31 protein-coding genes are annotated in these 15,748 nt (G+C 34.0%); all 31 read left to right on the top strand.

Going from position 1 to position 15,748, the window contains the following annotated elements:
* Positions 1-8 precede the first annotated feature (8 nt).
* The 31 genes from rpsS to RT412_RS14555 all read left to right on the top strand — a co-directional run bounded on the left by rpsS (position 9) and on the right by RT412_RS14555 (position 15,740).
* A complete protein-coding gene (gene rpsS, locus RT412_RS14705; RefSeq protein ID WP_312701630.1) occupies positions 9-290 on the top strand; it encodes a 30S ribosomal protein S19 in 282 nt (93 codons plus the stop codon).
* A gap of 18 nt (positions 291-308) precedes the next feature.
* Positions 309-644 carry a 50S ribosomal protein L22 gene (gene rplV / locus RT412_RS14700; RefSeq protein ID WP_313342736.1) on the top strand — a complete coding sequence of 112 codons (336 nt, stop codon included), beginning with the start codon at positions 309-311 and terminating at the stop codon, positions 642-644.
* Positions 645-665: 21 nt separating this feature from the next.
* A complete protein-coding gene (gene rpsC, locus RT412_RS14695) occupies positions 666-1,406 on the top strand; it encodes a 30S ribosomal protein S3 (RefSeq protein WP_313342733.1) in 741 nt (246 codons plus the stop codon).
* A 28-nt stretch (positions 1,407-1,434) separates the two neighbouring features.
* Positions 1,435-1,878 carry a 50S ribosomal protein L16 gene (gene rplP / locus RT412_RS14690; RefSeq protein ID WP_313342730.1) on the top strand — a complete coding sequence of 148 codons (444 nt, stop codon included), beginning with the start codon at positions 1,435-1,437 and terminating at the stop codon, positions 1,876-1,878.
* On the top strand, positions 1,868-2,071 hold the full coding sequence (gene rpmC, locus RT412_RS14685) for a 50S ribosomal protein L29 (RefSeq protein WP_179237939.1): 204 nt from the start codon (positions 1,868-1,870) through the stop codon (positions 2,069-2,071). Before rplP ends, rpmC begins: the two co-directional genes overlap by 11 nt.
* A gap of 21 nt (positions 2,072-2,092) precedes the next feature.
* Positions 2,093-2,347, top strand: a complete 255-nt coding sequence (rpsQ, locus tag RT412_RS14680) for a 30S ribosomal protein S17 (RefSeq protein ID WP_179237938.1) — start codon at positions 2,093-2,095, stop codon at positions 2,345-2,347.
* Positions 2,348-2,378: 31 nt separating this feature from the next.
* Positions 2,379-2,747, top strand: a complete 369-nt coding sequence (gene rplN / locus RT412_RS14675) for a 50S ribosomal protein L14 (RefSeq protein ID WP_313342725.1) — start codon at positions 2,379-2,381, stop codon at positions 2,745-2,747.
* A 16-nt stretch (positions 2,748-2,763) separates the two neighbouring features.
* On the top strand, positions 2,764-3,072 hold the full coding sequence (gene rplX / locus RT412_RS14670) for a 50S ribosomal protein L24 (protein ID WP_313342722.1): 309 nt from the start codon (positions 2,764-2,766) through the stop codon (positions 3,070-3,072).
* Between the two features lie 24 nt (positions 3,073-3,096).
* On the top strand, positions 3,097-3,636 hold the full coding sequence (gene rplE, locus RT412_RS14665) for a 50S ribosomal protein L5 (RefSeq protein WP_313342719.1): 540 nt from the start codon (positions 3,097-3,099) through the stop codon (positions 3,634-3,636).
* A gap of 15 nt (positions 3,637-3,651) precedes the next feature.
* On the top strand, positions 3,652-3,837 hold the full coding sequence (locus tag RT412_RS14660) for a type Z 30S ribosomal protein S14 (RefSeq protein WP_019229589.1): 186 nt from the start codon (positions 3,652-3,654) through the stop codon (positions 3,835-3,837).
* Positions 3,838-3,867: 30 nt separating this feature from the next.
* On the top strand, positions 3,868-4,266 hold the full coding sequence (gene rpsH, locus RT412_RS14655; RefSeq protein WP_313342717.1) for a 30S ribosomal protein S8: 399 nt from the start codon (positions 3,868-3,870) through the stop codon (positions 4,264-4,266).
* Between the two features lie 23 nt (positions 4,267-4,289).
* A complete protein-coding gene (gene rplF, locus RT412_RS14650) occupies positions 4,290-4,826 on the top strand; it encodes a 50S ribosomal protein L6 (RefSeq protein WP_313342714.1) in 537 nt (178 codons plus the stop codon).
* 29 nt (positions 4,827-4,855) lie between these two features.
* Positions 4,856-5,224 (top strand): 50S ribosomal protein L18, encoded by a 369-nt coding sequence (gene rplR, locus RT412_RS14645; RefSeq protein WP_313342711.1) that lies wholly within the window; start codon positions 4,856-4,858, stop codon positions 5,222-5,224.
* A 14-nt stretch (positions 5,225-5,238) separates the two neighbouring features.
* Positions 5,239-5,748 (top strand): 30S ribosomal protein S5, encoded by a 510-nt coding sequence (gene rpsE / locus RT412_RS14640; protein ID WP_313342708.1) that lies wholly within the window; start codon positions 5,239-5,241, stop codon positions 5,746-5,748.
* Positions 5,749-5,760: 12 nt separating this feature from the next.
* Positions 5,761-5,937 carry a 50S ribosomal protein L30 gene (gene rpmD / locus RT412_RS14635; protein WP_313342705.1) on the top strand — a complete coding sequence of 59 codons (177 nt, stop codon included), beginning with the start codon at positions 5,761-5,763 and terminating at the stop codon, positions 5,935-5,937.
* Positions 5,938-5,958: 21 nt separating this feature from the next.
* Positions 5,959-6,399, top strand: coding sequence for a 50S ribosomal protein L15 (rplO, locus tag RT412_RS14630; RefSeq protein WP_179238018.1), 441 nt, complete (start codon positions 5,959-5,961; stop codon positions 6,397-6,399).
* Position 6,400: 1 nt separating this feature from the next.
* On the top strand, positions 6,401-7,669 hold the full coding sequence (secY, locus tag RT412_RS14625) for a preprotein translocase subunit SecY (RefSeq protein ID WP_313342702.1): 1,269 nt from the start codon (positions 6,401-6,403) through the stop codon (positions 7,667-7,669).
* Between the two features lie 15 nt (positions 7,670-7,684).
* The gene (locus RT412_RS14620) at positions 7,685-8,332 is read left to right on the top strand and encodes an adenylate kinase (protein ID WP_313342699.1); all 648 of its coding nucleotides are present in this window, start codon (positions 7,685-7,687) and stop codon (positions 8,330-8,332) included.
* A gap of 1 nt (position 8,333) precedes the next feature.
* Complete coding sequence (gene map, locus RT412_RS14615) at positions 8,334-9,080, top strand: type I methionyl aminopeptidase (protein WP_313342696.1); 747 nt, start codon at positions 8,334-8,336, stop codon at positions 9,078-9,080.
* Between the two features lie 10 nt (positions 9,081-9,090).
* Positions 9,091-9,393, top strand: coding sequence for a KOW domain-containing RNA-binding protein (locus tag RT412_RS14610; protein WP_313342694.1), 303 nt, complete (start codon positions 9,091-9,093; stop codon positions 9,391-9,393).
* A 3-nt stretch (positions 9,394-9,396) separates the two neighbouring features.
* The gene (gene infA / locus RT412_RS14605) at positions 9,397-9,615 is read left to right on the top strand and encodes a translation initiation factor IF-1 (protein WP_179237925.1); all 219 of its coding nucleotides are present in this window, start codon (positions 9,397-9,399) and stop codon (positions 9,613-9,615) included.
* 12 nt (positions 9,616-9,627) lie between these two features.
* Positions 9,628-9,741 (top strand): 50S ribosomal protein L36, encoded by a 114-nt coding sequence (rpmJ, locus tag RT412_RS14600; protein ID WP_179237924.1) that lies wholly within the window; start codon positions 9,628-9,630, stop codon positions 9,739-9,741.
* Between the two features lie 48 nt (positions 9,742-9,789).
* On the top strand, positions 9,790-10,158 hold the full coding sequence (rpsM, locus tag RT412_RS14595) for a 30S ribosomal protein S13 (protein WP_313342690.1): 369 nt from the start codon (positions 9,790-9,792) through the stop codon (positions 10,156-10,158).
* 14 nt (positions 10,159-10,172) lie between these two features.
* Positions 10,173-10,574 carry a 30S ribosomal protein S11 gene (gene rpsK / locus RT412_RS14590; protein WP_213925113.1) on the top strand — a complete coding sequence of 134 codons (402 nt, stop codon included), beginning with the start codon at positions 10,173-10,175 and terminating at the stop codon, positions 10,572-10,574.
* 18 nt (positions 10,575-10,592) lie between these two features.
* Entirely contained in the window at positions 10,593-11,216 is a 624-nt protein-coding gene (gene rpsD / locus RT412_RS14585) for a 30S ribosomal protein S4 (RefSeq protein WP_313342687.1), read from the top strand.
* A gap of 54 nt (positions 11,217-11,270) precedes the next feature.
* Positions 11,271-12,218, top strand: a complete 948-nt coding sequence (locus tag RT412_RS14580) for a DNA-directed RNA polymerase subunit alpha (RefSeq protein ID WP_313342684.1) — start codon at positions 11,271-11,273, stop codon at positions 12,216-12,218.
* Between the two features lie 20 nt (positions 12,219-12,238).
* Positions 12,239-12,580, top strand: coding sequence for a 50S ribosomal protein L17 (gene rplQ, locus RT412_RS14575; protein WP_179237919.1), 342 nt, complete (start codon positions 12,239-12,241; stop codon positions 12,578-12,580).
* Positions 12,581-12,821: 241 nt separating this feature from the next.
* Positions 12,822-13,532 carry a LytTR family DNA-binding domain-containing protein gene (locus RT412_RS14570; protein ID WP_313342681.1) on the top strand — a complete coding sequence of 237 codons (711 nt, stop codon included), beginning with the start codon at positions 12,822-12,824 and terminating at the stop codon, positions 13,530-13,532.
* Positions 13,533-13,547: 15 nt separating this feature from the next.
* A complete protein-coding gene (locus RT412_RS14565) occupies positions 13,548-14,888 on the top strand; it encodes a GHKL domain-containing protein (protein WP_313413313.1) in 1,341 nt (446 codons plus the stop codon).
* A gap of 164 nt (positions 14,889-15,052) precedes the next feature.
* Positions 15,053-15,187, top strand: a complete 135-nt coding sequence (locus RT412_RS14560) for a cyclic lactone autoinducer peptide (RefSeq protein ID WP_313342677.1) — start codon at positions 15,053-15,055, stop codon at positions 15,185-15,187.
* Positions 15,180-15,740, top strand: coding sequence for an accessory gene regulator B family protein (locus RT412_RS14555; protein ID WP_313342675.1), 561 nt, complete (start codon positions 15,180-15,182; stop codon positions 15,738-15,740). Before RT412_RS14560 ends, RT412_RS14555 begins: the two co-directional genes overlap by 8 nt.
* Positions 15,741-15,748: the final 8 nt, after the last annotated feature.

Genomic DNA, 15,748 nt, shown 5'->3' with positions numbered 1-15,748 from the left:
AATAGTGAATGGGTAGATCATTAAAAAAAGGGCCTTATTGCGAACCAACGCTTTTGAAAAAGATTGTGGAAATGAATGAAGCCAACAATAAAAAAGTATTAAAAACTTGGTCAAGAAGATCAACAATATTCCCCGAAATGGTAGGCCATACATTAGCTATACATGATGGCAGAAAGCACGTTCCTGTATATATAACTGAAGATATGGTTGGACACAAACTCGGCGAATTTGCTCCAACAAGAACTTATAGAGGACATGATAAGAACGATAAATCTTCAAAAGTTAAATAAGAAGGGAGGCACGCTTAAATGGAAGCAAGAGCAGTTGCTAAATATATAAGAATATCACCAAGAAAAATGAAGTTCGTATGTGATATGGTAAGAGGTAAAAATGTTGATGAAGCTTTAGCAATTTTGAAATTTTACCCAAGCAAGGGAGCTAAAATTTTAGAAAAGGTAGTTCAATCAGCTACAGCTAATGCTGAAAACAACTTTGAAATGGATAGAGATAAATTATATGTTTTTGAAGTTTATGCAAATCAGGGACCAACTCTTAAGAGATGGAGACCGAGAGCAAAAGGAAGCGCATATAAAATATTAAAAAGAAGCAGTCACGTAGGTGCTGTAGTAAAAGAAAGAGAATAACAACTGTAAAGGAGGTAAAAAATGGGTCAGAAGGTAAATCCTCATGGACTGAGAGTTGGTATAATCAATGATTGGGACTCAAAATGGTATGCTGACAAAAAGAATTTTGGTGAAAATTTAACCGAAGATTATAAGATTCGTGAATTTATAAAAAACAGCTTGAATCAAGCAGGTATTGCTAAAGTTGATATCGAAAGATTTGCCAGCAGAATAAAAGTAAGTGTGTTCACAGCTAAACCGGGTATGATAATCGGAAAAGGCGGTACTGGTGTTGATATGTTAAAAAACAGTATCGAAAAAATTACCGGTAAAACTGTTATAATTAATGTTGAAGAAATAAAGGTTCCTGAATTAAATGCACAATTAGTTGCTGAAAATATCGCTAGTCAGATTGAAAAGCGTATATCTTTCAGAAGAGCTATGAAGCAGGCAATGCAAAGAACAATGAAATTAGGTGCAAAAGGTATTAAAACAAGTGTATCCGGAAGATTGAACGGTGCTGATATGGCAAGAACCGAAGGATATTCAGAGGGTAAAATTCCTCTTCAAACTTTAAGAGCTGATATAAGCTACGGCTTTGCAGAAGCAAACACAACATTCGGAAAAATCGGTGTTAAGGTTTGGATATGCAGAGGAGAAGTTTTAAGAAAGAAAGGTTCTTTATTATCAGACAATCAAGAACCAACAAAAGCACTTAATGACAACAGAGATAACAAGAAGAGAAGAAGACCAAACAATAATTTTAAGAGAGACAAAAAGTAATAAGTCCTGAAGGAAGGAGGAAATTATTATGTTAATGCCTAAAAGAGTAAAACGCCGTAAACAACAAAGAGGTAGAATGACAGGAGTTGCAACAAGAGGCAACAAAGTAACTTATGGCGAATATGGGCTTCAAGCACTTGAACCAGCTTGGATAACATCTAACCAAATAGAAGCTGCCAGAAGAGCAATGACAAGATCTGTTAAGAGAGGCGGTCAAATTTGGATTAAAATATTCCCGGATAAACCTGTAACAAAGAAACCAGCCGAAACACGTATGGGTAAAGGTAAGGGCTCTCCTGAGTATTGGGTAGCTGTAGTTAAACCGGGCAGAGTATTATTTGAAATGTCAGGAGTATCTGAAGAAGTAGCCAGAGAAGCAATGAGACTTGCCATGCATAAATTGCCTATCAAATGCAAATTTATCGTGAAGGATCAGGCATCAGAGAAGGATGGTGAAGCAAATGAAAGCTAATGAACTAAGAAATAAATCAGTTGAAGAGTTAAATAAATCAGTTTCTGATTTAAAAACAGAACTGTTCAATTTAAGATTTCAACTTGCAACCGGAGAGCTTGACAATCCGATGAGAATTAAAAAAGTCAAGAAAGATATTGCACGTGTTAAAACAGTTCTCAGAGAACGTGAATTAAGCATTAATGCGCAGTAATAAGAAAGGAGGATCTTTACTTTGGAAAGAGGCAACAGAAAAGTAAGAATTGGAAAAGTAGTTAGTAATAAAATGGATAAGACAATAGTAGTTGCTACTGAAAAGCTTGTAGCACATCCTCTTTATAAAAAACAAATTAAAATGACAAAAAAATATAAAGCACATGACGAAGAAAACAAGTGCAACATTGGAGATACAGTTAAAATAATGGAAACCAGACCATTATCAAAAGAAAAATGCTGGAGATTAGTTGAAATATTAGAGGAAGCTAAATAAAACCCCAAGACAATTGAAGGGAGGTTAAGTCATGATACAAACTGAATCGAGGTTAAGAGTCGCAGATAATTCAGGAGCTAAAGAAGTTCTTGTTATAAGAGTTATGGGCGGATCAGTCGTTAAATATGGAAGCGTTGGTGATATAGTAGTATGCGCAGTTAAATCTGCAACACCTGGTGGAGTTGTTAAGAAGGGTGATGTAGTTAAGGCAGTTATCGTCAGAACTAAAAAGGAAATAAGAAGAAAAGACGGAACTTATATAAAATTCGACGAAAATGCAGCTGTAATTATTAAAGAAGATAAAACACCGGTTGGTACTCGTATATTTGGACCTGTAACAAGAGAATTAAGAGATGGAAAGTTTATGAAAATAATCTCATTAGCACCGGAAGTACTTTAATAGGAGGTGTATAAAGATGCACGTTAAAAAAGGCGATAAAGTTGTAGTTATAGCAGGCAGCGATAAAGGCAAGACAGGTAAAGTTTTAACAAGTTTGCCTAAAGATAATAGAATCATCGTTGAAAATGTAAATATGCTTACAAAACATCAAAAGCAGACAAATCAGATGCAACAAGCTGGTATAGTACACCGCGAAGGCTCTATTAATGTTTCAAATGTTATGCTATATTGCGATAAATGCAAATCAGGTGTAAGAACCGAAAAGAAAATAGAAAATGGTAAAAAAGTAAGAGCATGTAAAAAGTGCGGTCATGTTTTTGAATAATGCTCGAAGGGAGGTACGAACCATATGGCAAGAATAAAAGCCACATATAAGGAACAAGTATTGCCTGCACTGATGGAAAAGTTTCAGTACAAAAGCGTTATGCAGGCACCTAAAATAGAGAAAATAATAATCAATATGGGCGTTGGCGAAGCTAAAGAAAATGCAAAGTTTTTAGAAAACGCAGTTGAAGAAATGACTATTATTGCAGGTCAGAAACCTGTAGTAACTAAAGCCAGAAAATCTATATCTAACTTTAAAGTAAGAGAAGGAATGGCAGTAGGTTGCAAGGTTACATTAAGAGGAGATCATATGTATGAATTCTTCGATAAATTAGTAAACATTGCCTTACCGAGAGTTAGAGACTTCAGAGGTGTTTCAAAAACATCATTTGACGGTAGAGGAAATTACGCTTTAGGAATTAAAGAGCAATTGATATTTCCGGAAATAAATTATGATAAAATCGATAAAATAAGAGGTATGGACATAATTATAACAACTACAGCAAACACTGACGAAGAAGCACGTGAGCTGTTGAGATTAATGGGTATGCCTTTTACTAAGTAAGGGAGGGAAACGATAATGGCAAAGACATCTCTAAAAGTTAAACAACAGAGAAAACAAAAATTCTCAACAAGAGAATATACAAGATGCAAAATTTGTGGAAGACCTCATGCTTATTTAAGGAAATTCGGCATATGCCGTATATGCTTTAGAGAACTGGCTTATAAAGGTCAGATCCCAGGCGTTAAAAAAGCCAGCTGGTAAAATTTTATAAAATGGAAGGAGGTTACTTACATGGTAATGACAGATCCTATCGCAGATATGTTAACGAGAATAAGAAATGCTAATCATTCAAAACATGAATTTGTTGATGTTCCGGCTTCTAAGATTAAAAGAGAAATAGCTAATATATTGCAGGAAGAAGGATACATTAAGGGCTTTGATGTTATAGATGACGGTAAACAAGGTATTATAAGAGTTGAACTTAAATACCAACAAAATAAAGAGAGAGTTATAACTGGTATTAAGAGAATATCTAAACCTGGTCTTAGAGTTTACGTAGGAAAAGATGAAACTCCAAAGGTATTAGGCGGTTTAGGTATAGCTATACTTTCTACTTCTAAAGGAATAGTTACAGATAAAAAAGCAAGAACACAGGGTGTTGGCGGAGAAGTAATCTGCTACGTATGGTAAAATAACGAATAGGAGGTGCTAAGATGTCAAGAATAGGTATTAAACCTGTAAATATACCTGCAAATGTTGAAGTAAAAATCGATGCTCACAATTATGCAGTTGTTAAAGGTCCTAAAGGACAGCTTGAACAGCAGTTGCCAAAGTCAATGAAAATTGAAATAGAAGGCGCAGTAATCAATGTTTCAAGACCTGATGATCAAAAAGAACACAGATCACTTCACGGACTTACAAGAACTCTTATTAACAACATGGTAGTTGGAGTTTCCGAGGGTTTTTCTAAGACGCTTGAAATCGTAGGTGTTGGATATAGAGCACAAAAGCAAGGAAATAAATTAGTATTGAACTTAGGGTTCTCTCATCCTGTTGAAATGGAAGATCCGAAAGGAATCGAAACAGCAGTTGAAGGAGCTAAAATAGTAGTTAAAGGTACAGATAAACAGCAAGTAGGAAACTATGCGGCTGTAATCAGAGACTGGAGAAGACCTGAACCATACAAGGGTAAAGGAATTAAATACTCTAATGAAGTTGTTAGACGTAAAGCAGGTAAAACTGGTAAATAATAAGTAATATATGAAAGGAGTGAGTATTAGTGCTTAAAAAAATTGATAAAAATCAAAAAAGAAAAGAAAGACACTATAGTATAAGAAACAAAATCGTAGGAACTCCTGAGAGACCAAGATTGAATATTTTTAAAAGCTCTAAGCACATATACGCTCAAGTAATTGACGATGCTACAGGAACAACTCTTGCATCAGCTTCAACATTAGATAAAGAGTTGGTTAACCAGATAGCTGAGCTTACTAAGACAGATGCAGCAAAATTAGTAGGTAAGACAGTGGGAGAAAGAGCGAAAAATAAAGGTATAAATGCGGTAGTTTTCGACAGAGGCGGATATTTATATCACGGTAGAGTAAAATTACTTGCAGATGGAGCAAGAGAAAGCGGACTTGAATTTTAATAAGGAGGTTAGTCATGGAACAACGTGGACGTATAGATGCAAGCCAACTGGATGTTAAAGAGAAAGTTATAAGCATCAACCGTGTTACTAAAGTTGTTAAAGGCGGTAGAAACTTTAGATTTAGTGTATTGGTTGTTGTTGGTGACGAAAATGGTCATGTTGGTATAGGAATGGCTAAAGCAATAGAAATTCCGGATGCCATCAGAAAAGCAATCCAGGATGCTAAGAAAAATATGATTGAAGTGCCACTGATTAACACAACAGTGCCACATGAAATAATTGGCAGATATGGCGCAGGCAGAGTTCTTATAAAACCTGCTAAGGAAGGTACAGGTATCATAGCAGGAGGCCCTGTTCGTGCGGTACTTGAATTAGCCGGAGTAAGAGATATAAGAACAAAATCATTAGGATCAAACAATCCAAGAAATGTAGTTAATGCAACAATTGAAGCTCTAAAACTTCTTAAGAAGCCTGAAGATGTAGCAAAAATCAGAGGTAAATCTGTAGAAGAAATTTATAGCTAAGAGGTGAAAATTATGGCAAAGATAAAAATAAAACAAACTAAAAGTATAATTGCTAAAACACCTAACCAGGTAAAAAACATGAAAGCTTTAGGTTTGAGAAAAATTGGCCAGGTGATTGAAAAGGAAGACACTCCTCAAATAAGAGGAATGATCAGAAAAGTAGAACACATGGTAGAGGTTATAGAATAATACTATAAGGAGGTGTTAATGATGAAACTTCATGAATTAAAACCTAATCCTGGTAGTACAAAAAACAGAAAAAGGTTAGGTAGAGGTACTGCAACAGGACAAGGAAAGACAGCCGGAAGAGGTATGAACGGACAAAAATCACGTTCCGGCGGTGGAGTGAGACCAGGATTTGAGGGAGGACAGATGCCTCTTTACAGAAGATTACCAAAGAGAGGATTCACGAACATTTTTGGTACTCAATTTGCTGAAATAAATGTTGAAGTATTAAACAAATTCGAAGATGGAGCAGAGATTACTCCGGAACTTCTTAAATCAGAGGGTATATTAAAAAAACAACTTGATGGTGTGAAGATACTCGGAAACGGTGAACTTGCTAAGAAGCTTACAGTTAAAGCTCATAAATTCAGCAAATCAGCGGTAGAAAAAATCGAAGCTGCCGGCGGAAAAGCTGAGGTGATTTAAGTTGTTTGAAACTTTAAGAAATGCATGGAAAATACCTGATTTAAGAAAAAAAATGATATTTACCTTTTTAATGCTTGTAATATATCGACTTGGCGCTGTAATACCTGTTCCGGGTATAGACAGAGCGATTGTAGGTAACATGTTCGCAGGAACTGCAGGAGGATTATTAGATTTCTTCGATATGATGTCCGGTGGTGCTTTTAAGGACTTTACAATATTTGCATTAAATATTTATCCATACATTACATCTTCAATTATTCTTCAGCTATTGGCAATTGCCATTCCAAAGCTTGAAGAAATATTTAAACGTGAAGACGGAAAGAAAAAAATGGCTCAGTGGACCAGATACATTACTGTTGTTCTTGCATTGATTCAAGCTACTGCATACGCTGTTGGATTCTTCAATTCAGCAATAATAGATCAGAGCTTTTTATCAATTCTGTCAGTAGTAATAGTATTGACAGCCGGTACAGCATTTCTGATGTGGCTGGGTGAGTTAATAACAGAAAAAGGTATAGGTAACGGTATATCTTTGATTATCATGATTGGTATAATTTCAAGATATCCAAGTGATGTTGGAACAGTAATATTTAATATGCAAAACGGAGCAGTTAATATAATTGAAATTGTATTATTCTTGATATTTGCATTAATAATAGTAGTTGGAGTTATAGCAATTCAGCAAGGCGAAAGAAAAATCCCTGTTCAATATGCTAAAAGAGTAGTAGGAAGAAAAATGTACGGCGGACAAAGCACGCATATTCCTATGAAAGTATTAATGGCAGGAGTTATGCCGGTAATATTTGCTTCAACACTTTTGGCAATACCACAAACCTTGGCATTTTTCTTCCCGAATATGGCAGTAAATGTACAAAAATATTTCTCAGTGGCTCAGAGCCCCGGAGTATATATCTATACAGTATTAAATATATTACTGATTATATTCTTCACATATTTCTATACAGCGGTACAATTCAATCCGTTTGAATATTCAAATACGCTGAAAGAAAATGGCGGTTTTATACCTGGAATCAGACCGGGAAGACCAACTGCAGACTATTTAAACAGAGTGTTAAACAGAATTACAATAGCAGGAGCTATTGCACTGGCAATAATTGCTACAATACCTACTTTAGTATTCTCGTTCACTAATTTAAATATAAACTTTGGTGGAACATCACTGTTAATCGTAACAGGTGTTGCTCTTGAAACGATGAAGCAAATAGAAGCACAAATGTTGATGAGACACTACAAGGGATTTTTAAAATAAAGAGAGGTAAGGAAAATGAGAGCAATTTTATTGGGACCTCCGGGAGCCGGAAAGGGAACTCAAGCAGAAACAATTGTAAAGGAATTTTCAATACCACATATTTCTACGGGAGATATATTCCGTCAGAATATTAAAGAAGGAACAGCTTTAGGCAAAAAAGCAAAAGAATACATGGATCAAGGTTTACTTGTTCCTGACGAATTGACAATTGAATTAGTAAAAGACAGATTGCTTAAGGATGATTGCAAAAATGGATTTCTGTTAGATGGATTTCCAAGAACAATTTTTCAGGCAGATGCCCTTGAAAATGCTTTAAACAGCATGAACCAAAAGCTTGATTATGTTATTAATATAATAGTAAAAAAAGAACTTCTTGTTGAAAGAGCTGTTGGAAGAAGAATATGTAAGGACTGCGGTCAAACATTTCATATATCATTCAACAAGCCATCAAAAGAAGGAATATGCGACAATTGCGGCGGCGAACTTCTTCAGAGAAAAGACGATGCTGAAGAAACAGTTACAAAAAGAATCAATGTTTATCAGGAGCAAACAGAACCACTTATTGATTATTACACCAAAAAAGGTATAATAGTTAATATAAACGGAGAAAAACCTATAACTGAGGTTGGCAAAGAAATTGTTGCAAAAATGAGGAATAAGTAATATGATTATCCTCAAGACAAAAAGAGAAATAGAAATAATGAGAAAAGCCGGCCGTTTGGTAGCAAAAGCTCATGAATTAGTGAGGAACAATATCAAACCCGGTGTTACAACAAAAGAACTTGACCGATTAGTTGAAGAATTTTTAAGATCTCAAAATGCAATACCTACATTTAAAGGTTATAACGGATTTCCATTTTCAATATGTGCTTCTGTAAATGAAGAGGTGGTGCACGGATTTCCAAGTGACAGAAAGCTGATTGAAGGCGATATTGTCAGTATAGATATCGGTGCAACATTTGAGGGATATGTAGGAGACAGTGCAAAGACTTTTTTCGTAGGTGAAGTTAATGACGAAAAAAGGCGTTTAGTTGAAGCAACGAGACAAAGCTTTTACGAAGGTATAAAGTTTGCTACAACAAATTACAGATTATCTGACATTTCCCACGCAATACAAAGTCATGCTGAATCAAAGGGATTCTCTGTAGTAAGAGATTTCGTAGGTCACGGAGTTGGTAAAAAGATGCATGAATCACCGCAAATACCTAATTTCGGAAGACCGGACAAGGGACCGCGGCTGCAGGAAGGTATGGTCCTTGCTATCGAGCCGATGATTAATGCAGGAGTATATAATGTGAAAATACTTGACAACGACTGGACAGTAGTGACTGTTGACGGTAAACCGTCGGCTCACTATGAACACACGGTTGCAATTACAGATGGGGAACCGATGCTGTTAACCGTGCTATAGGGGTGATATTTTGGAAATAACAACAGATTTAAAAATTGGTCAAATAGTTAAATCAAAAGCAGGCAGAGATAAAGACAGAGTCTTTATTATATGCGGGACTTTGGATGAACAATTCGTGTTTGTATGTGACGGAGATCTGAGAAAGCTAAGTTCTCCCAAAAAGAAGAAAGTGAAACATTTAATGATTTATAATACAGTGTTGACAGAATTTGCAGATAAGTTACAAAGTAATGAAAATTTAGATGATGCATATGTTAGAAGGTTACTAAATCCTTATACGCATAGTGTATCTAAAGAAATGGAGGTTGAGTGATCAATGTCCAAGAAAGATGTAATAGAAGTCGAAGGGAAAGTCCTGGAAGCACTTCCTAATGCTATGTTCAAAGTTGAGCTTCAAAATGGGCACCAGATTTTAGCGCATATTTCTGGAAAACTGAGGATGAACTATATCAGGATCCTTCCGGGAGATACTGTGAATGTTGAATTATCACCGTATGATTTGACAAGAGGAAGAATAACCTGGAGGAAAAAGTAAGGAGGTATTACAATGAAAGTAAGACCATCAGTAAAACCTATGTGCGAAAAATGCAAGATTATCAGAAGAAAAGGAAAAGTAATGGTAATCTGTCAAAATCCAAAGCACAAACAAAAACAAGGCTAATAAGCTGATAAAATATTAAGTAACTACGAAGGTAGGAGGTGTAACTTAATGGCCAGAATCGCTGGTGTTGACTTGCCAAGAGAAAAAAGAGTTGAAATAGGTTTAACTTATATATTTGGTATTGGCAGAGCAACTTCTAACAAAATTTTAAAAACAACAGGTATTAACCCTGATACAAGAGTTAAAGACCTGACAGAAGATGAAATACAACAATTAAGAACTGAAATAGATAAGCGTCCGGTAGAAGGTGACTTAAGAAGAGAAGTAGCATTGAATATTAAGAGATTAAAAGAAATAAACTGCTACAGAGGAATAAGACATAAAAAAGGACTGCCTGTCAGAGGACAGAACACTAAGAATAATTCAAGAACTCGAAAAGGTCCGAAGAGAGTTTCAGGAAAAAAATCTAAGAAGTAAAAGGAGGGACTTAAGTGGCAGCTAAAAAACAACAAAAAGTAACAAGAGTAAGAAAAAGAGAACGTAAAAATATTGAAAAAGGCCAGGCACATATTAAGTCAACTTTTAACAATACACTTGTAACTCTTACAGACTTGCAGGGAAATGCAATTTCCTGGGCAAGTTCAGGCCAATTAGGTTTCAAGGGTTCAAGAAAATCTACTCCTTATGCAGCAAGCATGGTTGCTGAAGAAGCTGCAAAAAAAGCTATGGAACACGGCTTAAAAACAGTAGAAGTATACGTTAAAGGACCGGGCTCAGGCAGAGAAGCTGCAATCAGATCTTTGCAAGCGGCGGGCTTAGAAGTTAATTTAATAAAAGACGTTACTCCGATACCACACAATGGTTGCAGACCACCAAAACGTAGAAGAGTATAATGGAAACGAGGTGAAAAGATGGCAAGATATACTGGACCTGTCTGCAGAATTTGCAGAAGAGAAGGATTAAAGTTATATTTTAAAGGCGACAGATGTTATACTGACAAGTGTTCAATCGGAAGAAGAAATTATGCTCCCGGACAACATGGTCAAAACAATAAAAAATTATCTAACTATGGCATGCAGTTAAGAGAAAAACAAAAAGTTAGAAAATATTATGGCGTTTTAGAAGGACAATTTGCACAATATTTCAAATTGGCTGATAAAATGGCCGGAAAAACAGGTAGTAACTTATTGAAATTATTAGAGCTTAGATTTGACAATGTAATTTATAGATTAGGTTTTGCGAGCTCAAGACCTGAAGCAAGACAATTGGTAGTTCACGGCCACTTTACCGTTAACGGTAAAAAGTCAGATATTCCATCTATGATTTTACAAGTTGGCGATGTTATACAAATTAAAGAAAAAAGCCAAAGCTCAGATAAATTCAAAGCTTTAGTTGAAAACCACAAAAAGACTGCACCACAATGGCTGCAGGTAGAACCGGAAAACTTTACAGGCAGAATAATAGCTGAACCTGCTAAAGAGGATATAGAAATACCAATAGAAGAGCATCTGATTGTCGAGTTGTATTCTAAGTAATAAGTAATTAAGAATTATTACCCTCGGCAAACATCACATCTAAGGAGGGTTGGGATGATAGAAATAGAAAAACCTAATATTACGTTAATTGAAAAAAATGATGATAACTCATATGGGAAAATAGTAGTTGAACCACTTGAAAGAGGTTATGGAACAACACTTGGAAATTCACTCAGAAGAATACTTCTTTCATCGTTACCTGGAGCAGCTGTAACATCAATTAATATACAAGGTGTATTGCATGAATTCTCTACAATACCGGGAGTAAGAGAAGATGTTACAGAAATAATTCTTAATATAAAGAACCTTGCTGCAAAAATGAACGTACCTGGGCCTGCACAGCTTCTGATAGATGCTAAAGGTCCAAAGGTAGTTACTGCGGCAGATATTATAACTGGAACAGATGTAGATATAATCAATGAAGATTTGCATATTGCAACCTTGGAGGAAGGCTCTGAGCTCATTATCGAAATGGAAATGGAGCAGGGCAGAGGTTACGTTGTAGCAGAAAGAAATAAGAAGGACAGTCAAGCAATTGGCGTAATACCTATAGATTCTATCTACACACCGGTTAAAAAGGTTAACTTTACTGTTGAAGATACCAGAGTTGGTAACAGAACAGATTTTGACAAACTGACAATCGAGATATGGACTAATGGTACAATTGAACCTGAAGAAGCAGTTTCTTTAGGGGCTAAAATATTAAATGAACATCTAAACTTATTTATATCATTGACTGACCACGTTAATGACGTTGAAATAATGGTAGAAAAAGAAGAAGATGAAAAAGAAAAAGTTTTAGAAATGACGATAGAGGAACTGGATTTGTCAGTTAGATCTTACAACTGTCTGAAGAGAGCAGGAATAAATACTGTTGAGGAGCTTACATACAAGTCAGAAGATGACATGATGAAAGTAAGAAACCTTGGAAAGAAATCTTTAGACGAGGTAGCTAAGAAACTTGAGGAATTAGGTTTATCTCTTAGAAAAAATGATAATTAGCTGTAAAAGGAGGACTAAGCATGGGTAGTCACAGAAAGCTTGGTTTCAAGTCTGACCACAGAGTAGCGATGCTTCGTAATATGACAGCTGACTTAATTAATCATGGCAGAATTGTTACTACTGTAACAAGAGCTAAAGAATTAAGAAGAGTAGCTGAAAGAACTATCACTCTTGGCAAAAGAGGAGACCTACATGCAAGACGTCAAGCAGCAGCTTATTTATACGATAAAAACGCTGTAAGTAAGTTGTTTGAAGAAGTTGCTCCTAAATACAAGGAAAGAAACGGTGGATACACCAGAATTCTTAAATTGGGACCACGCAGAGGCGACGGAGCAGAAATGGCGATAATTGAATTAGTATAGTTAAGCAGACGACCCAAATCTCCGATTTGGTGTCGGTCGCTTATACTGTAAGTATAAAAAAAGCAATTTGATTTCAGTAAATTAAATTGCTTTTTTTGACGCTTTTAATTATTATAAGTTAATTTAATTCATGCCCTGTATTATTATCCATTGTAAATCGATTACATTATGATTAATTATTCATTGAATAATTTACAATTTGTGATAAAATATTATATATACTAATGTAGGATGTGAAAATATGGCGATAAATATTGCTGTTTGTGATGATTCAAAGGAATATAGCGAAATTATTACCGAAATCATAAAAAAAGTTGTTAATAATAGAACGAATTGCGAAGTGAGTACATTTAATTCAGGACATGATCTGGTACAAGCTTTTAAGGAAAACAAATTTGATATTATATTTTTAGATATGGAAATGCCCGAAATAAATGGTATTGAAACAGGTTTGAAAATAAGAGAAATGAGTGATAAAGCTACTATATTCTATTTGACATCACATAAAGAATATGCCTATGAATCCTATAGCGTCGGGGCGAGAAACTATTTATTAAAGCCTGTGAGTTTTTCTATAATTGAAAAAGTATTAGATGAATGTCTTATTGAATTAGGAGGAAGCTTAAATTATTTAGATGTAAAGGATATAAGGGGAATCATTCACCGCATACCTATTGATGATGTTACACACATATTAAGGAAGAAGGAAGACAGGAAATTACATATTTATTATTTAGACAATAAAGAGATTATCGTATCACAAACACTTGAAAGCGTTGAAAAAAAGCTTTCAGATAATGAGAATATTATAAGGTCAAGTAAATCATGCCTTGTTAATTTTAATAATATAAAAGAGATTAATAAAAATATTATTATTTTCATCAACGATAACAAAGAAGACGCAAGCAGACGCTGTCTGTCTGAGTTAATAAACAAGTTTAAAATAAAATAATAGGTGGTGGATACAATGGTTATATGGTTCATAATAGAGATATTTGTTAACTTTCTTCAAGTATTTGTAATTTTTAAAACGTATAGTTTATATTATAAAAAAAGATTCCGTTTTAAGTATATGGTAGAAATTTTTATCCTTGCTATGATAGTAGTACTATGTATCTTAAATTTTAGTATATCTATTGATTTAAATCCTTTTTATTATTTGGGATATATCTTTCTGATTTACATAAGCTCTGTAATAATTTTTGAAGGGAATTTACTTTCAAAAGCTGCCATTTTATTATTGCTTATTACTGTAATGGGTATATGTGAGCTTTTGGCTGCTGTCTTGGTTACATCGGTAACAGGAATTAAAATGCCGTTAATATCACAACAAACTTTTACCAGATTTGAAGTAATGGTTATATCACAAACCTTGTATGTTTATTTTTATTTAATGATGAAAAAAAGAATCGACAAAAATAAATTTAACTCACTTAATAATAAATATTATTTTTTGGTAGGCACTATTTTATTATTAACTGTTACAACAATAATATTTGTTATTTGGATGAATGTAAACATTGAAACTGATGAAAATGTTAATAAATATTTAGCTTTACTTACCACATGTGTTTCTCTTTTGTCAATAACAGCAATTGCTATGATCGATAGAATAATCAAAGATATGGACGAAAAGAATAAAAGTGATTTAGAGCTTCAGAAAATTAAAATGGAGAATACATATTTCTCAGATGTGAATTCTGTTTTAGAGGAAATAAGAATTTTAAAACATGATATGAGAGGAGAGTTTGCCATTATTCACGGCTATAATCAATTGGATCAAAGAGATAAAATCAATGCTCATATTGAAAAAAAGCTAAAGGAGCTGGATATACACCTTATTCAACAAATAGACAGTGATAATATTATAACGTCTTTTTTGAATTTTAAAATAAAAGAAGCAATTTCTAAAAATATTGATGTTAAAGTGCAAACCAATTTGACGGACGATAACGAAATATTGATTGACAAAGAAGAAATCTGCCGGATTTTAAATAATATAATGAATAATGCAATTGAAGCAAATAATAAATGTGATGGAAAATACATTAACCTATCTATAAACATGATTGATAAATATTTTATAATACAATCAGAGAATCCATATAAAGGAGAATTGTTGAAAAAAGGTAATAGGTTTTTAACACTCAAAGAGGATAAAACAAAGCACGGCTACGGATTAAAAAGTATAAAAAATATTGCGGAAAAACATCATGGATTTATGGAAATTATCAGTGACGATAATGTTTTTAAAATTAATATTCAAATGCTGAATGAAAATTTAATAAATATACATTCGCTTGCTTAATATAAAATAATATTTTATGCATTATTATTTTAAAAAAAGTGCTGAAATACAGCTGTACCGTTCAGACGTTGATATCGACCGTTTAGACAATTTTGTAAAAAATTGTTGAATAATATACAATTATGTTGTATTATAATGTTAAGTTTGAAAGGGAGGGATGTAAAGTGAAAAAAACTTTTTCCTTTTTATCATGTATTGCCATGCTTTTGGTAGCTACAGCTCAAACAACGATGGGGACGACCTGTATACTGTGGGTAAATCAACCGAAAGTTCCGCAGTGCCTGTTAAAAAATGATTAAAAAGCTATCTGCATTATTGTCTGAAGAAATTAGCTTGAAGCTAAATTCTTCAGACGATGATAAAGAAATATATGCATACAGTTTTGAAGTAATATTGTCCTTGCTAATTAACATATGTATTCTTACTGTAGTTGCATTTATTATAGAAAAAATAGCGGAGCTTATAATTTTTACGATTTTTTTCTCAGGGCTTAGGGTTTATGCAGGCGGTTATCATGCCAAGACACATATAGAATGTTTTTCTGTAACACTGATAATATTTTTAATATCAGCTTTAAGTAATACGTATTTAATAGCATACGGAGAAATAATTTTAGCTGTTGGAATTTTATTTTCGATAATTATGGTATTTTTACTTGCACCTACAGAAAATGAAAATAAGCCTTTGAGTAAAAATGAAAGAAAGAAATACAAGGTAATAAGCAGAATAATAGTCATAACATTAAGCTTAGCCGTCGTTGTTCTGTACTTTGTACGGGTTAATACTGATTATGTTTATATTACGGCAGTTGTAGCAATGGTAATTGAATCGGTAAGTTTATTAAAAAAGTGAAGCGTGTA

It is taken from the genome of Sedimentibacter sp. (genome assembly GCF_032080165.1).
Taxonomy (GTDB): domain Bacteria; phylum Bacillota; class Clostridia; order Tissierellales; family Sedimentibacteraceae; genus Sedimentibacter.
The sequence above is the reverse complement of the archived record's forward strand: the minus strand, read 5'-3'. Positions and strand labels throughout refer to the sequence as shown.

Coding starts and splice junctions, on each gene's coding strand:
- rpsS (WP_312701630.1), top strand. CDS start 9: ATGGGTAGATCATTAAAAAAAGGGCCTTATTGCGAACCAACGCTTTTG.
- rplV (WP_313342736.1), top strand. CDS start 309: ATGGAAGCAAGAGCAGTTGCTAAATATATAAGAATATCACCAAGAAAA.
- rpsC (WP_313342733.1), top strand. CDS start 666: ATGGGTCAGAAGGTAAATCCTCATGGACTGAGAGTTGGTATAATCAAT.
- rplP (WP_313342730.1), top strand. CDS start 1,435: ATGTTAATGCCTAAAAGAGTAAAACGCCGTAAACAACAAAGAGGTAGA.
- rpmC (WP_179237939.1), top strand. CDS start 1,868: ATGAAAGCTAATGAACTAAGAAATAAATCAGTTGAAGAGTTAAATAAA.
- rplN (WP_313342725.1), top strand. CDS start 2,379: ATGATACAAACTGAATCGAGGTTAAGAGTCGCAGATAATTCAGGAGCT.
- rplX (WP_313342722.1), top strand. CDS start 2,764: ATGCACGTTAAAAAAGGCGATAAAGTTGTAGTTATAGCAGGCAGCGAT.
- rplE (WP_313342719.1), top strand. CDS start 3,097: ATGGCAAGAATAAAAGCCACATATAAGGAACAAGTATTGCCTGCACTG.
- RT412_RS14660 (WP_019229589.1), top strand. CDS start 3,652: ATGGCAAAGACATCTCTAAAAGTTAAACAACAGAGAAAACAAAAATTC.
- rpsH (WP_313342717.1), top strand. CDS start 3,868: ATGGTAATGACAGATCCTATCGCAGATATGTTAACGAGAATAAGAAAT.
- rplF (WP_313342714.1), top strand. CDS start 4,290: ATGTCAAGAATAGGTATTAAACCTGTAAATATACCTGCAAATGTTGAA.
- rpsE (WP_313342708.1), top strand. CDS start 5,239: ATGGAACAACGTGGACGTATAGATGCAAGCCAACTGGATGTTAAAGAG.
- rpmD (WP_313342705.1), top strand. CDS start 5,761: ATGGCAAAGATAAAAATAAAACAAACTAAAAGTATAATTGCTAAAACA.
- rplO (WP_179238018.1), top strand. CDS start 5,959: ATGAAACTTCATGAATTAAAACCTAATCCTGGTAGTACAAAAAACAGA.
- RT412_RS14620 (WP_313342699.1), top strand. CDS start 7,685: ATGAGAGCAATTTTATTGGGACCTCCGGGAGCCGGAAAGGGAACTCAA.
- map (WP_313342696.1), top strand. CDS start 8,334: ATGATTATCCTCAAGACAAAAAGAGAAATAGAAATAATGAGAAAAGCC.
- infA (WP_179237925.1), top strand. CDS start 9,397: ATGTCCAAGAAAGATGTAATAGAAGTCGAAGGGAAAGTCCTGGAAGCA.
- rpmJ (WP_179237924.1), top strand. CDS start 9,628: ATGAAAGTAAGACCATCAGTAAAACCTATGTGCGAAAAATGCAAGATT.
- rpsM (WP_313342690.1), top strand. CDS start 9,790: ATGGCCAGAATCGCTGGTGTTGACTTGCCAAGAGAAAAAAGAGTTGAA.
- rpsD (WP_313342687.1), top strand. CDS start 10,593: ATGGCAAGATATACTGGACCTGTCTGCAGAATTTGCAGAAGAGAAGGA.
- RT412_RS14580 (WP_313342684.1), top strand. CDS start 11,271: ATGATAGAAATAGAAAAACCTAATATTACGTTAATTGAAAAAAATGAT.
- rplQ (WP_179237919.1), top strand. CDS start 12,239: ATGGGTAGTCACAGAAAGCTTGGTTTCAAGTCTGACCACAGAGTAGCG.
- RT412_RS14570 (WP_313342681.1), top strand. CDS start 12,822: ATGGCGATAAATATTGCTGTTTGTGATGATTCAAAGGAATATAGCGAA.
- RT412_RS14565 (WP_313413313.1), top strand. CDS start 13,548: ATGGTTATATGGTTCATAATAGAGATATTTGTTAACTTTCTTCAAGTA.
- RT412_RS14555 (WP_313342675.1), top strand. CDS start 15,180: ATGATTAAAAAGCTATCTGCATTATTGTCTGAAGAAATTAGCTTGAAG.